The sequence below is a fragment of the Lysinibacillus sp. FN11 genome (assembly GCF_024628845.1).
Classification (GTDB): domain Bacteria; phylum Bacillota; class Bacilli; order Bacillales_A; family Planococcaceae; genus Lysinibacillus; species Lysinibacillus capsici.
In genome coordinates this window covers 54,862-70,025 of sequence record NZ_CP102383.1, presented here as the reverse complement: position 1 = coordinate 70,025, position 15,164 = coordinate 54,862, and the positions used below count along the sequence as shown (strand labels likewise).

Annotated in this window: 13 protein-coding genes; all 13 read right to left on the bottom strand. The window is 30.2% G+C overall.

What is annotated here, in order from left to right:
- Positions 1-11: 11 nt before the first annotated feature.
- The 13 genes from NP781_RS00325 to NP781_RS00265 all read right to left on the bottom strand — a co-directional run bounded on the left by NP781_RS00325 (position 12) and on the right by NP781_RS00265 (position 15,087).
- On the bottom strand, positions 12-647 hold the full coding sequence (locus NP781_RS00325; protein ID WP_257521144.1) for an acetyltransferase: 636 nt from the start codon (positions 645-647) through the stop codon (positions 12-14).
- Positions 648-665: 18 nt separating this feature from the next.
- Complete coding sequence (locus tag NP781_RS00320) at positions 666-1,256, bottom strand: sugar transferase (RefSeq protein WP_257521143.1); 591 nt, start codon at positions 1,254-1,256, stop codon at positions 666-668.
- Between the two features lie 19 nt (positions 1,257-1,275).
- The gene (locus NP781_RS00315) at positions 1,276-2,607 is read right to left on the bottom strand and encodes a hypothetical protein (protein ID WP_257521142.1); all 1,332 of its coding nucleotides are present in this window, start codon (positions 2,605-2,607) and stop codon (positions 1,276-1,278) included.
- 3 nt (positions 2,608-2,610) lie between these two features.
- A complete protein-coding gene (gene murJ, locus NP781_RS00310) occupies positions 2,611-4,134 on the bottom strand; it encodes a murein biosynthesis integral membrane protein MurJ (RefSeq protein ID WP_257521141.1) in 1,524 nt (507 codons plus the stop codon).
- A 281-nt stretch (positions 4,135-4,415) separates the two neighbouring features.
- On the bottom strand, positions 4,416-5,720 hold the full coding sequence (locus NP781_RS00305; RefSeq protein ID WP_257521140.1) for a glycosyltransferase family protein: 1,305 nt from the start codon (positions 5,718-5,720) through the stop codon (positions 4,416-4,418).
- Positions 5,721-5,730: 10 nt separating this feature from the next.
- A complete protein-coding gene (gene wecB, locus NP781_RS00300) occupies positions 5,731-6,855 on the bottom strand; it encodes a non-hydrolyzing UDP-N-acetylglucosamine 2-epimerase (RefSeq protein ID WP_257521139.1) in 1,125 nt (374 codons plus the stop codon).
- A 4-nt stretch (positions 6,856-6,859) separates the two neighbouring features.
- The gene (locus NP781_RS00295) at positions 6,860-7,969 is read right to left on the bottom strand and encodes a polysaccharide biosynthesis C-terminal domain-containing protein (RefSeq protein ID WP_257521138.1); all 1,110 of its coding nucleotides are present in this window, start codon (positions 7,967-7,969) and stop codon (positions 6,860-6,862) included.
- Positions 7,970-7,987: 18 nt separating this feature from the next.
- Positions 7,988-9,013 (bottom strand): polysaccharide biosynthesis protein, encoded by a 1,026-nt coding sequence (locus NP781_RS00290; RefSeq protein WP_257521137.1) that lies wholly within the window; start codon positions 9,011-9,013, stop codon positions 7,988-7,990.
- A gap of 17 nt (positions 9,014-9,030) precedes the next feature.
- A complete protein-coding gene (locus NP781_RS00285) occupies positions 9,031-10,239 on the bottom strand; it encodes a glycosyltransferase family 4 protein (protein ID WP_257521136.1) in 1,209 nt (402 codons plus the stop codon).
- 12 nt (positions 10,240-10,251) lie between these two features.
- The gene (locus NP781_RS00280) at positions 10,252-12,078 is read right to left on the bottom strand and encodes a polysaccharide biosynthesis protein (protein WP_257521135.1); all 1,827 of its coding nucleotides are present in this window, start codon (positions 12,076-12,078) and stop codon (positions 10,252-10,254) included.
- 22 nt (positions 12,079-12,100) lie between these two features.
- Entirely contained in the window at positions 12,101-13,027 is a 927-nt protein-coding gene (locus tag NP781_RS00275; protein ID WP_257521134.1) for a Wzz/FepE/Etk N-terminal domain-containing protein, read from the bottom strand.
- Entirely contained in the window at positions 13,011-14,573 is a 1,563-nt protein-coding gene (locus NP781_RS00270; RefSeq protein WP_257521133.1) for an O-antigen ligase family protein, read from the bottom strand. Before NP781_RS00270 ends, NP781_RS00275 begins: the two co-directional genes overlap by 17 nt.
- Positions 14,566-15,087 carry a tetratricopeptide repeat protein gene (locus NP781_RS00265; RefSeq protein ID WP_257521132.1) on the bottom strand — a complete coding sequence of 174 codons (522 nt, stop codon included), beginning with the start codon at positions 15,085-15,087 and terminating at the stop codon, positions 14,566-14,568. The genes NP781_RS00270 and NP781_RS00265 overlap by 8 nt, the downstream gene beginning before the upstream one ends.
- Positions 15,088-15,164: the final 77 nt, after the last annotated feature.

The window sequence follows — 15,164 nt, the reverse complement described above, 5'->3', positions numbered from 1 at the left end:
ATAGAATCCGATTATTCACCTAAAATCCTTCTTTCTTTTATTATCTTCGTAGGTACTCCTACTGCTGTTACTTTATCAGGTATATCGTTAATAACCGTACTTCCTGCACCAACTATAGTCCATTTACCGATTTGCAGTGTTGGATTAACAGACGAACGAGCTCCTATCTGTGTACCTTCATGTACTGAAACCCCACCTGTTAAAACAGCACTTGGAGAAATGTGTGCAAAATCTTGTACAATACAATCATGTTCAATTATGCAACTTGTATTTAAAATAACATGATTTCCTACTACACTATCTGCATTAATTACTACATTAGGCATAACTACTGTACCATTAGCAATGGTACAGGATGGACTAACTATCGCACTTGGATGAACTACAGTACCGTAACATTCCAGTGTTAACTGCAATCGATCTACAATTTTTTTTCTAATCTCATTATTCCCGATTGAAATAACCACTTTTGTTTCCTGATCAAGTATAGTTTCAATTGCAGCAATCGGTCCTTTAGTATAAGAACCTTCTTTAAAAATGGTAGGATATTTATCATCTAGCTTCGCAATTACTTGATGACCATTTGCTCGGATGCAGTCCTCTATAACCTTGCTATGGCCACTATCACCTATTAATATATATTTCACGCTTTACATGCCTCCCATTTATTTAGAGCCTGTAAATTTCTCCATTGTAGCTTGTCCTTCTTGTGAAATACCTTCGCTAACAAATACCTTTTTCACGGTCAAAAATAAGATTTTCATATCTAACCAGAAAGATTGATTTTCTACATACCATACATCATACTCAAACTTCTGCTCCCATGAAATTGCATTGCGACCATTTACTTGAGCCCATCCTGTAATTCCTGGACGAACTTTGTGTCTTTGCGCTTGTGTTTCATTGTATAATGGTAAATATTCTACTAAAAGTGGACGTGGACCAACAAAGCTCATATCTCCTTTTAAAACATTCCATAATTGTGGCAACTCATCTAAGCTTAGTTTTCTTAGCAATTTACCCAAAGAAGTTAAACGTTCTTCATCTGAAAGTAGCAATCCATTTGCATCTTTCTCATCGGTCATTGACCGGAATTTATACACATAAAATACACTACCATTCAAACCTGGTCTTGGTTGTTTAAATATTATTGGAGAGCCTATTCTTCCTTTTATAATTATTATGATTAAAACTATTAATGGAGATAACAAAAATAACATTAACAAAGAAATCAAAAAATCAAATAATCGCTTCATTTCTCCACCTTCCCCTTATTTAAAATTTCACCTTCAAATTATTACGTATAAATCTCAATGCGAGAAATAAATAGAATGTAAAAAGAGTGCCTGGAAATGAAAAAATTTGATTGTTAGCTGGAATATAAATTATTAAAATCATTACTATAATAAAAAGAACCATAGAAAGTTGCTGTTCTGCTAAGGATTCTTTCCAAAAAACCCCTAATAAAAAACCTATTAGAATCATTAAAAAAGGGACTCCCCAAAAAGAAATATCTGATGCAAACCATGTATAAGCTGTGTGCCAGTTAATAAATCGATCCCATCCATAAATTTCTATTTTTGTAGGGTAGGAGTTTTCAATAAAATAACTGGTTCCAAACATACTTTCCATAAAGCTACTTAAAAAAGAGGAACTTCCTATAAATAATGTACTTGTGAATGGTTCTTCAAGGGCCAGAGAAAGTCCGTAATATCCTTGAGTTAAATAACTACTTAAGGTTACTATAAACCCTTTCAAAATATCTGGAGTATATTTATAAATGGGAGAATTAGTATCAATCTTAATATTAGTATCATTAAAATAAACAATGTCTCCTACTCTTGATTCAATACTATTTGCAAAATATCCAAATATTCCAATGATAAAAAAGAAAATCAACATTATTGAAATGATATTTTTTATTTTTAATAAACTGAAACTATTCCTTTTAAATATACTAGTTTTGTATATTATATAAATGATTAGTATAATCATTAAATCAAACAGTCCTTTATTTGTCCCAATTAAAACCCAAGATAACATATTAATAGTAACTCCTATTAATATAGTTACTTTGTGAATAATCGACAAATATTTCCATCTAAAAACTGCCATTGCTAATATATAATAGTATACAGCCGTCAATAATATATCTATTATCGTTAATGAAAATGCTGCACTATTAGATTCATAAAATCTTAATTTATTGTAATAAAGTTCAGCTGGATTATGTATACCCAATAATAAACTGTTATAAAATTCTATAGGATTAAATAAATTAATATTAGTCCTTATATAAAAAGTTAACGGCAATGTAATAAAAAAAACTATTAAAAATAAATTAAATATCTTCATATTATCAACATTTTGATTATATTTTTTTACCTTATACACTTTTATCGCTAAAAAATAACCAACTAATAAACCAATGTTACAAACAATAATAAAAAGGGTTAATTTCGCTTTGTTTGGAAATTCCCATGGCCAGGGACCGAATAACGCTAATATATAAATACATCCTAAATATAATTGACAAAATACAATAGGAATATATAACGTAACTGAGTAGTCACTTTTTCTCATTGGAGAATTTTCTAAAAATTGCATATTTTATGTTATTCCTTTCCGTATTTTTCGAGAAATATAAAGATTTATTATACTTATTTTTGAAAAATAAATCAAAACTGTATATTGTAGTAAATACATGATGATCCAAACAATAAAGAAGTATTGAATATTTTTATCTTTATTATAGAAGAAATTTAATTCCACTAAAATTACAAATAGCATTATCAAATTTATGACCATTATTTTGAATATATCCCAATAAAATTGTTTATTTAATTTTAGTAAGGACTTTCTTTTAAGGACCCTTAAATAAATAACCATCGATACGAAATTGGCAATAGTCGTCGTTCCACTTAGAGCTATAAAACCTAAATTAAAAATGTAGACCGCAACAAGACTAAGTGCAATATTTATTACAACTAGAACTATATTATTTATCAAAGGAGATTTTGTATCACTTTCGATAAAGAACACTTTATTTATTAATTCTCTAATTCCCAATGGTAGTAAACTAATAATATATAGGATTAAACATTTAGATGTCATACCCAGAGATTCTTTACCAAATTCGCCACGATTATATAAAATATTAATAATGTCTTCTGAAAAGACTATAAATATAACAATTATAGGTGTAAGTACTATAACATTTATTATGATTAACTCACTAATAGTTTTTTTGAATTTATTAATATTTTTGTTATAAATAATTGCAATCTTAGGGTTGATGAATGTAATAAAAGTAACTATTAACAATCCATATACAAAATATAACAGTCTAGATGAATAATTTAAAATTGCAATCGCACCTTCTCCTTGAGAACTTGCGATTGATTTATCTACTATTCCATTAATTTGTGCAATAATTAACCCTAAAAATATAGGAGTAAACATCCTCCCTAATTTCCTTAATGAATCATCGCGGTAATTTAAAACAAGATTATACTTAAATTCATTTTTAAATGTAAGTATACATATAAATATAGCTACAAATATATATCCAAAGGTATTACCAATTCCAATTGGTGTTAAAAATTCCTCATCCGAAAAAAGAATACCACCTATCCATGCAATATTTAAAAAAATGCCAATAAAAGATGTTGCCACAAATTTCCCTCTGAAATTTAGATATTGTTGTAATATCATATAAACAGATATTGGGTAAATTCCTATAAACATTATTTGTGTCAAGTGAACTGTTTTTTGTAATTTCTCAGGATTAAAACCATAAGCATAAACTTTTAAAATATTTTCAGCAAAAAGTATAAAAATGATGAATAAAAATGTTGTCACTATTAAAGTGACATTTAATAAATTACTTGTGAAATAATCAATCTTTTTTTTTTCATTTACCATTTTTGAAATTATAGGAATGTAAGGTGTTGTAATACCTGAAATAAATAATGAGAATAACGTAACTGGTAATAAAGTTGATATTATATATATATCTACCACATCACTGGTACCAAATTTATATGCCAATACTAATTCTCTTAATAATCCTAGGAAATTAGAAATAATTGTTCCCACCATAATTAAAATAAAAGTTAAACTCATTTTTTTCATTTTTTTATTAATATCCTCATTATTAATATGACATTAATTAGTTTTACTATTCATAGAAAACTTACCTATAGTTCTAGTGTAAAAAAAATCCTTATAATTAGTTTTAGGATATTTCCTAAAGCCCAATTAAAAGGAGATTCGTACTACTTTGTTAAATCAACCAAGTAACGTTCATTGATTTATTTGTACAAAAGCTTGACATAGATGTTTTGGCATCCTTAAAATTGTTTGGTACTGATAACTTACTTGAGGTGTTTTCAAACTAATAATTTGACATAAACTTATTTATTTACTGCACTAGATATTCCACTTTTTATTTTTTCACGTTCTTTATAAGAATCATGATTTTTATGAGCAAGTAAATAATTAACTTCACCTATCATATTTAACACATCTTTTTTATTAGAAATTTCATTTAAAACTTTCAGAACGATTACTTTATCTATATTATTGATAATAAACGACTCTGTTTCCTTTTTTAAATATTTTATTGAAGATATTTCTGAAGGTCCTATCCCTAAAATAGGTTTGGAACATGCTAAATACTCTGGTATTTTTGTACTAATAGATAATCTTGTTTTAAAGATCATATTAGTATCAAAACTTTCTACATGTAGAAGCACATCGTATTCCATCATTTTACTAATTATATGCTCTTCATTTACTCCTCCTTTAAAATTAGAATAAGGAGGAAGATGTATTTCTTCTAAAATTTCTTTAGCTGGTTTTTCAACGCAATAAATATCTAATTCAAAATGCTTACCTTCTTTTTCAATTTCCCTTATACACTGACTTAGCACTGAAATCGTTCTCCATCTATTAAGATGTATTCCTCCGAAATAAGCAATCTTTATTTTACTTTTTTCAACACCCTGGTTAATTTCCCTGTTTAATCTTACCTCATTGTATTTTTCTGTATCTACAGAATTCATAACTGAAATACATTGCTTATTAAATTTTTTTTGATATTCTGTTTTCATATCATCGCCTATAACAAATATTTTATCTACTGATTTATTAAATTTCTTCAAATATTCATTTAGCCTTATGGAATTTAACCACTCTATCGTTTTAGTTTTAGAAGGTATAGTCAAATAATCGTCTGTAAAGTATAAAACTATTGGAATTTTGAAATATGAAGCTATAAATTTAGTAATTTTATACGAAAACAAACTTCCTCCTCCAACAAAAAAAATTACCTCTGGTTTAAATTCGTTTAACCATTCTAGTAAATTTTTATTCTTCCAGCGATTAATACCCCATACAATATCTCTTATTAAAGTTAATATTGGATTTTTTCTAACATAGGTGTGAACTGTTGATTGAGTTTTTTGTATATGATTAAAGTTTGTTTCATCTATTTTTTTTCCGATATTCTTCTTTTTATTCATTAATACTTGTTCATCAGTTATATGAAAATAATTGTTACATACATTAAAGTTTGGCTTTTCATTTTGAAAATATAATTGAGCCAATTTACTTTTTGGCCACCCCTCAAAAAAGGAAGAATACGTCTTACCATTATTTAGAGTAGTACTGAAAGCATTATGACTTATAAAAAGAACTCTTTGAAAATCTTGTTCCAATAATATCACCTTATTTTTTCCATACATTACGATTAATGTAATCTGTGTATGATAGAATAATTCTCAAAACTTTTTCAGAAACATTGGGGATCGAATAGTCCCTGACAATACGTAAGGTAGTTTTTTCTTGAGATTCTAGTACTTTCAGGCATTGCATGACTCTTTCTAAACTTAAACCGACCATACTTACCGAAGCCTCTTCCATTGCTTCTGGCCTTTCATGGGCTTCACGGATATTAAGTGCATTAAAACCTAATATTGAAGACTCCTCACTTATAGTACCACTATCACTTAATACTGCTTTGGAATTTATTTGTAAATTATTGTATTCATTAAAGCCCAACGGATTTAAAGTTTTAATTAGCGGGTTAAATACAATGTTTTTTTGCTCAATCATATTACGTGTTCTCGGGTGTGTACTAACAATTATTGGATATCTATATTTCTCTGCTATCGAATTTAATATTTCAACTAAATTATTAAAGTTTCTTTCATTATTAATGTTTTCTTCACGATGAGCAGACACTAAGAAATACTCCCCTTTTATTAAATCTAACTTAGCTAATATGTTAGATTCCTCAATATTTTTTTTTCGAGAATTCAAAACTTCAAACATTGGGCTACCAGTTTTAATAATACGATCTGCTGGTAAGCCTTCATTAAGTAAATATTCACGTGCAATATCACTATACGTCAAATTAATATCTGCAATGTGATCAACAATTTTACGATTTGTCTCCTCAGGAACACGTTGATCAAAGCAACGATTTCCAGCTTCCATATGAAATATAGGAATTTTGCGTCGCTTTGCTGCAATAGCACATAAACAACTATTAGTATCTCCTAATACTAAAAATGCATCTGGTTGAACTTCTTCTAAAATAGGATCAATTTTAATAAGAATATTTCCTACAGTTTCAATAGCAGTTCCTGTTGCTGCATTTAGAAAATAGTCAGGTTTTTTCAATTTAAAGTCATTAAAAAATACTTCATTTAATTCAAAATCATAATTTTGGCCAGTGTGAACTAATATGTGGTCAATTGCTTCTGATTGTTCTAATTTATTGATTACAGCAGATAATCGTATAATTTCTGGCCTTGTTCCTACTACAGTCATTACTTTTAATTTTTTCAAAGCTTTAAACCTCCAAGAAATTTGTGTCTGGGCGTTTAGGGTCGTATATTTCATTTACCCACATTACAGTTACCATATCGGTTTCACCTAGATTTTCTATATTGTGTGTATAACCTACAGGGATATCAATTACTTCTAACCTTTCTCCGCTCACAAAATACTCAATTATTTCATTTGTATCAATTTTCCGGAGACGAATCACTCCTGTGCCACTCACAACTAAGAATTTTTCATTTTTAGTATGGTGCCAATGATTCCCTTTGGTGATATTTGGTTTTGAAATATTAATTGACACTTGTCCTCTTTCAGTTGTCTTTAAAAATTCAGTAAATGAACCTCTATCATCTAAATTCATTTTTAATGGATAACTAAAATTATCTTTTGGCAAATAACTTAAATAGGTGCTATATAGTATCTTTATGAATTCATCCTCCATATTTGGAATAAAAAGAGTTTCTCTACTCTTTTTAAATGAATAAATTAAATCCACTATACTACCTAATGTCTTTTTATAAACTGGATGAATTTCACAATATTCTTCTGCTATGGTTGGTTGTCCTTCTAATGCATTAATAAATTCTTGTACAACATCGTCAATGTAAACTAGATTCAATTCAATACTTGGGTCATCTACACGTATTTCTAAATTATTACTAATATTAAAACAGAAAGTTGCTATAGCGCTATTATAATTTGGTCTACACCACTTTCCAAAGACATTTGGTAATCTATAAATAAACACCTTGCTCTTTAAAGTTTCAGCATGGAAAAATAATTCTTTTTCACTTTCTTTTTTGCTAATTCCATAAGGATTGTCTAATTTTGCTTGAATAGATGAAGTGAATAGAACTGGACAAGAATTATTAGCTTCTTTTAATAAATTCAATAAAGTAGCAGTAAAACCTACGTTTCCGTTGGTATATTCTTCTATTAACAAAGGTCTATTTATTCCTGCAAGATGAAAAACGAATTGCGCTTCACGCGTATAATTCACCAACTCATTAATAGTTGTATCTCTCGTAACCTCAAAAATATTTTTGTAACCTCTATTATTCAATTCAGCAATCAAATTCTTTCCTATAAACCCATTCGCTCCAGTTACTAAGATTTTCATTTTTATCGCTCAACTTTCTTATCTATTTCGATTCCAACTATCCAGTTCATTTCTAATATATTCTAATTTCATTAACTTTTTCTTAACTTCATCAATACTTAAACGATATGTATTATGAGAATTATATTCCTCTGCTGTTGATAGCTTTTTATTTCCGTTCTCAAAATATTTATCATAATTCAAATCACGTGTATCAGCAGGAACTCTATAAAAACCACCCATATCTTCACTTACAACATATTCTTCTTTTGTTAATAATGTTTCATATAGCTTTTCACCATGGCGAGTACCAATAATTTTAATTTCATTTTTAACATTAAAAAGCTCTAGTAACGCATGTGCTAAATCTATAATCGTTGATGCTGGTGATTTCTGAACCATAATATCTCCAGCTTCACCATTTTGAAAAGCAAAAATTACAAGTTCAACAGCTTCCTCTAAACTCATTAAATATCTTGTCATCTCTGGATCAGTAATAGTCAATGGTTCACCACTTTTTATCTGTTCAATAAATAAAGGTATTACTGAACCTCTAGATGCCATAACATTACCATAGCGAGTACCACATATTAATGTATTATTATGATCTACTGTTCTCGATTTGGAAATAAATACCTTTTCCATCATTGCTTTTGATATTCCCATTGCATTAATTGGATATGCAGCTTTATCTGTGGATAAACAAATCACTTTTTTCACACCTGCTTCGATAGCAGCTGTCAACAAATTTTCGGTACCAATTATATTTGTTTTTACAGCTTCTAGAGGAAAAAATTCACATGAAGGAACTTGCTTTAAAGCTGCAGCATGGAAGACATAATCTACATCATACATAGAATTTTTCAAACTTGATAGATCACGAACATCTCCTAAAAAGAATTTCAACTTACTATTCTTATATTTTTTACGTATATCGTCTTGCTTCTTTTCATCACGTGAAAAAATACGTATTTCTTTAATATCTGTTTCTAAAAATTTTTCCATAACGGCATTACCAAATGAACCGGTTCCACCTGTAATCAATAAAGTTTTATTGTTAAACATATAAATTCCTCTCTACATTAGTTAAAATGTTTCATTATTATTTTATATGAGTGCTTTGATGTATAGTTTTTTTCCAGGAACAATCTAGAATTATTCCCCATTCTTGTTACTATTTCTTTATCACATAACAACTCTATTTTTTCAGTAAAACTTTTGACATTGTTACTACAACACCAATAACCAAAATTTCCCTCTTCTATAATTTTACCCACGTCAGTACTTGTATCAGTTGCTGCTAGAATTGGCATTGAGGCTTGCATATATGAGAGGATCCTTGAAGGGAAATTAGGGATAGAAAATCTATAATCTAAAAAGATTAGACCTACATCACACGAACTAGCTAATAATTCATATTCTGTTTTTGGCAACTGAGATATCAACTTTATATTAGTTAATTTATTTTTATTTAAAAAGTCTCTTAATTTTTGATATTCTGTCCCTGAACCAACTATAACAAAATAAACTTTTTCATTATTTTTATTAGAATTAATACAATCAATCAAAAAATCTATACCTTGAGGCTTCCCTAAATTTCCTCCATATATAAAAACTGTTTTATTTGTAGGAATTTCGTATTTTTTCCTAATTCTATTCTTATCATTTTTTATAGGTTGAGATGGCGTAATGGTATTTGGACAAATTTCTATTACTTTATTCTCAATTATACCTTTATTATTTTTAGTTAAGAACTCAACATTGGCTTGTGACATACACCCTATATAATCTGATATTTTGTATAAATTTATTTCCTTGTATCTAAAATAACTATATATTAATTTTTTAATACCTTTTTTAGTAATAATTCCAAGATCTACAGCGTTCTGCGGGAAAATATCCTTTAATAGTAAGTAGGAAACGGCATTATCTCTTCTCTTTACAAAATCAACAGCCTTCCTAAGTGTAATGGGAGGTGTAGAATATATTACTAAATCAAATTTTACATTAGAAAAGTACTGTTTTATACCTTTAACAAATTGATTTTCTAATAACAGAGTCGAAATACCTTTTTCTACCATATTAGTTTTTTGTACATTGCCTATTTGCAACTTTAGAATTTGATAATTATCTTTTTTTATTATATTGGTAGCTACATTTTTCCTTTTCTCTATAGGAGAAATAATATACACATTATGGTTATTGTCCACAAACTCTTTCATTAAATCTGTGTATATACCTTTTTCCCTCAAATCTGAAAAATCTAAAAGAGTTAAAAAGAGTACATTCATCTACATCTTCCTTTATTTAATTAAACATGAAGTTACTTTATTTTCACTTTTAGAATTAGCCACTTGTAACAAAATTGTTTTTAATAAGACTTCATCTTCAATTTCAAATTTTTGATACAACTTTTCTAAAACACTGGCTTCAATAGTATTTGATTTCCCTATATGAATTTTAGGATATACATGTTCAATTTGTATTTCGTCGGGACTTAATAATTCTTCAAACATCTTTTCGCCAGGTCGTAATCCTGTAAATTCAATTTTAATTTCATCTTCTGTATATCCAGATAATTGAATCAAGTTGCGAGCTAACTCAATAATTTTAACAGGCTCCCCCATATCGAGCACAAAAATCTCTCCATTACCACCAAGTGTTCCTGCCTGCAATACTAAACGGGAAGCTTCCGGAATTGTCATAAAATAGCGTGTCATATCAGGATGTGTTACAGTTACTGGACCACCAGCAACAATTTGCCTTTTAAACAATGGTATAACTGATCCTCGTGATCCCAAAACATTACCGAATCTTACTGCAGCAAATTTAGTTGTGCTATTCTTTGCTAAATTTTGTACAATCATTTCAGCTACCCGCTTAGTCGCACCCATTACATTTGGTGGATTGACTGCCTTATCTGTAGATACCATCACAAAGTTTTTAACACCATATTCATGTGAAGCCTCAGCAATATTCTTTGTCCCAAATATATTATTTTTTACTGCCTCACGAGGATTGTATTCCATTAATGGTACATGCTTATGAGCTGCTGCATGGTAAATAACATCTGGCTGATATTGACTTACAACTTCAAAAATTCTAGCTCGATCCTGAATATCCGCAATAATTGGAATCAATTCTGTTCCAACACTTCTTTGCTGTAGTTCCATATGAATAGTATATATGGAGTTTTCACCATGACCTAACAGAATTAGTTTCTGGGGTTGAAAGTTCATCACTTGACGACATATTTCAGAACCAATTGAACCACCTGCACCTGTGACTAATATCACTTTATCTGTCAATTTTTTAGAAATAGCAATCATATCAAGTTTTACTTCATCACGGCCAAGTAAATCCTCTATCTGTACCTCTTTCATTTCATTAACAGCTACTTTACCTGTCATCACATCTTCAATACTTGGCATAACTTTTACCGGTAGATTTGTTTTTGAACAATCCTTATAGATACTTTTTATGCCAATACGGCCAAGTGATGGAATCGCAATAATAATTTCATCTATCCCGTACTTATTAACAAGTCTCAGAATATCTTTTGTTGTGCCAGCTACTGTTAGATTCATCACTTTTAACTGCTGTTTACTAACATCATCATCGACAAAAACAATTGGTAGCCGATCTGGGTGTGGTGCATGAAGTAAATTTTTTGCAAGCATTGTACCTCCTTGCCCTGCACCAACAATCAGCACACGTTTTAGATTAGCAGTATTTCTAAAGGACTCTCGATCATTTAAAACACGTAATAAAAAGCGAGAACCACCAATCATAATGATATGAAGCATCCATGTAATAGCCATCACTCGAAAATAGACATCGTTCTTAATGAGATACTGCATAGCACTAGCTGTTGCAACTGATATTGTTACAGCATAGGCAATTGTTAACAACTCTCGAACAGATGCAACACTCCATATACGGTCATAAAGATGGAAAAAATACGCAGCAATATGATGACTAACTAATAACGTTACAGCACTTATTAAAATAACTTTATCCGAATAGCCATTAATAGTGGGATGTAATAGCCAATAACTCATGTAAATTGCTGATAGCACGATACAAGAGTCAATGATAAAAAATAGCATGTAACGCATTCGATAATTCATATAAAACTTCCTCCACGTATGTCTATTTCACAACAGTACTGTTTCGCCAATATTGTCTAAAGAACACTATGCTTAGCCCTAGTATCATACCAATAACTAATCCGATTGCTAAATTCAACATTTTATTTGGAGAAGTTGCTTCCTCAGCCAAAGTAGGCTCTGCAATCACTCTAATAAACGGATCTGGCTTAAAACTGTCTAATCCTGTTTTTACAGATTGATAATTAGCCAATGTTTTACGATATTCTTCTGATTTTGTTTGAATTTGTGCCTGTAATTGTAATAATTGATTTTGTAAATTTCCATTAACATTTGATAATGTCGCTGATTGTTCCTCTGAAATATTTATAATCATTTCTGTGTTTAATATTGTTTGCAATATTAATATTTTAGGTAAATTATTTTCACGTATTATTTTATTATACTGTTCGATAATAGAATCAATCTCTCTTGTTAAAGCATTAGCTTCCGTGTTATAGGTAACTTCTAAATCCTGTAATGTCGACTGTACAGACTCATTCATTTTTTGCTTTGTTGCTTCCATTAAAATTTGTAATTGTTGCTGTGCTTCTTTCGATGAGTTAGCAATAAAAGTTAATTCAACTAGATTTTTCACAGGATCTGCATCAACTTTTGCAACTAAATTTTTTTCATTATACTTTATTTTAATGCCTGCATCCTGTAACGCTTTTTTCATAATCGGTTTATTTTGGATGCGCTGTGCATAAATAGTTGGGGTAAATTCAGTTGCTACATAGTTAGCCATAATTCCTGTATCTTGTACAGCACTCGCTACCTGTACAACTGCCTTTGATTCGAATTTTTCTTCTAGCACAAACCAACTTACAATTCCCGTCAAAAACAAACATGCAATTGTGCAAATAGCAATAATAGACTTACCTTTCCAAACGATTCCTAATAACTCACGTAATTCAACTGTCTCTTCCATTTAATTGCTCCTTACTTTTAAAAGTCACTGCTAACAAGATTCCTCCAATAGTCCACATTACGGATGATGTACCTGGTAAGCTATCGTTAAAAATAGATTGTATTAAATAGGCTCCCCAAGCTATCCCTAACACCCAAATAATTGATTGATTTTGCTTAAGGGCTATTTTTAGCGGTTGAAATAATGATAGAACTACCACTACGATTGCACTTAAAAAGCCTATTATTCCAACACCATATAGCCAACCAACATACATATTATGAGGTTTATCGGTAATCGTATTTTCATCATATATACCAGCACGTGCATCAATATTATAATGAGGGAAGTTATACATAAACGTATCCATCCCATAGCCTAACAATGGGCGTTCTTTTAATAAATTTAACCCTTTACTCCAAATATAAGTACGACCAGATCCGGCAGATATAGCTCTTTCTGGCAACACAGGTAATTCAAATTTCTCCGCAGCAAAAACCTTCGTCATCCATTCAAACTCTACGTTACTATTCATACTTGTGGCTGGTGCTGGTTCTTCTTTTACATAAGGATTTGATTTTATTACAAACCCTATTGATTCGTTCCAAACCCGGGCATCTTTAGTAGCCAACACATGAAATACAGGTGTAGTCGCTATTAAAAATAGTGCTATCATCGCAAAGCTTTGTGCTTTTTTTTCTGATTTAAATGCAGCAAATAATACAACCAGCATTGTCACACTAACTGTTAAGAAACCACTTGTAGAGATAGACATCAGCATCACCGCGATCGACATAACTGCGATGACTACATGCCCTATCACACGTCCAAGATGTTTTTCTAATATAGCCGCTGTTAAAAACAGTACAGTCATAATGGCAAACATACCACTCATATAGTTCCACTGGTTCAACGTCCCCACTAAAATGGATCCTTCGCCAATGTTTGCACCAGCAGGTAAAAATGACATGACTACCTTTTTCACTGCAGCTTTCTGCATTAAATCGTGACCGTAAAAGTTCATTGTGATAATAAATAAGTTGATAATTACAAAAGGATATAAAGCATATAAAATATAGTTTAAAACTTTTTTAGGATAATCGATATTCATCGCAATAAAGAACAGTGCTAAATAACATAGCCAACTAATGGCTCCATCAGAACGGTTGTATTGACCATGCAATGCAATAGAAATGTTTGGTGAAAAAATTGTAGATAACACAATGACTATAGCAAAAGCTCCTATAGCATAATTTAATTTTGTTTTTCTAATTTCACCATTCATAAATAAAACTTTGACCATAAACATAATGCTTGCTAATACTGTAATAATCAACACAGCTAAAGCTTTATAGTGTGTAAAAAGATCGCCTTTTGTCCCGCCCGTTAATGCACTTACATTAGTAATTAGCGGCGATTGAACTTCTACTACACTCGCCATAACGATTAATGGTACAAATCCTATTACAATAAGAAGTAACCCAAAAATCCATTTATCTACCGATTTTTGAGATTGAATATCTTCTTCAACATCACGATAAGTGACTTTTTCATAGAATTTACTCATTATTAGTACCTTCCTTTAGATGAGAATTTTCAACTTGAGCTAGTAGAGAAGCTACATGCTCTTGGTAATTTGGAAAATCTTCTAATGTCCATTGTGATTCTTGGCAACGTTTTAACACAATTTTTGCCTCTGCATATCTTTCGGCACCAACAAAAATTTCACCCAATTGAATCATAAACCTAGGGTCCTCCACCTTGTAAGGATTGATATCCAACACCTTTTGCATAAGAATTGCAGCTTGATTCATATCACCACTTTGTGCCATTGTTATACCTGTAACATAATTAGCAATTTCTGAGTTTGAATGGCTTTTCAAAACTTGTGAAAGTACTACCTCTGCTCCTTCTAAATCTCCACTAGATTGTAGCTGTACTGCATTATTATATAGATTCTCATCCATCATAAATTCTTCATCTTGTTTGTTTGCCAGAACAGTTGCCACAATTATCCCAACTACAATTAATGCGACAACACTCGACAAAATATATTTTCTTACAGGCTCTGTAAATGTCATTGTAAGTCTACCTTTCTCGAATTATGTTTTTTTGCACATGTATTTATTATACTATAAAATTACAACCATATGTAGGA

Coding starts and splice junctions, on each gene's coding strand:
- NP781_RS00320 (WP_257521143.1), bottom strand. CDS start 1,256: ATGAAGCGATTATTTGATTTTTTGATTTCTTTGTTAATGTTATTTTTG.
- NP781_RS00315 (WP_257521142.1), bottom strand. CDS start 2,607: ATGCAATTTTTAGAAAATTCTCCAATGAGAAAAAGTGACTACTCAGTT.
- murJ (WP_257521141.1), bottom strand. CDS start 4,134: ATGAAAAAAATGAGTTTAACTTTTATTTTAATTATGGTGGGAACAATT.
- NP781_RS00295 (WP_257521138.1), bottom strand. CDS start 7,969: ATGAAAATCTTAGTAACTGGAGCGAATGGGTTTATAGGAAAGAATTTG.
- NP781_RS00290 (WP_257521137.1), bottom strand. CDS start 9,013: ATGTTTAACAATAAAACTTTATTGATTACAGGTGGAACCGGTTCATTT.
- NP781_RS00285 (WP_257521136.1), bottom strand. CDS start 10,239: ATGAATGTACTCTTTTTAACTCTTTTAGATTTTTCAGATTTGAGGGAA.
- NP781_RS00280 (WP_257521135.1), bottom strand. CDS start 12,078: ATGAATTATCGAATGCGTTACATGCTATTTTTTATCATTGACTCTTGT.
- NP781_RS00275 (WP_257521134.1), bottom strand. CDS start 13,027: ATGGAAGAGACAGTTGAATTACGTGAGTTATTAGGAATCGTTTGGAAA.
- NP781_RS00270 (WP_257521133.1), bottom strand. CDS start 14,573: ATGAGTAAATTCTATGAAAAAGTCACTTATCGTGATGTTGAAGAAGAT.
- NP781_RS00265 (WP_257521132.1), bottom strand. CDS start 15,087: ATGACATTTACAGAGCCTGTAAGAAAATATATTTTGTCGAGTGTTGTC.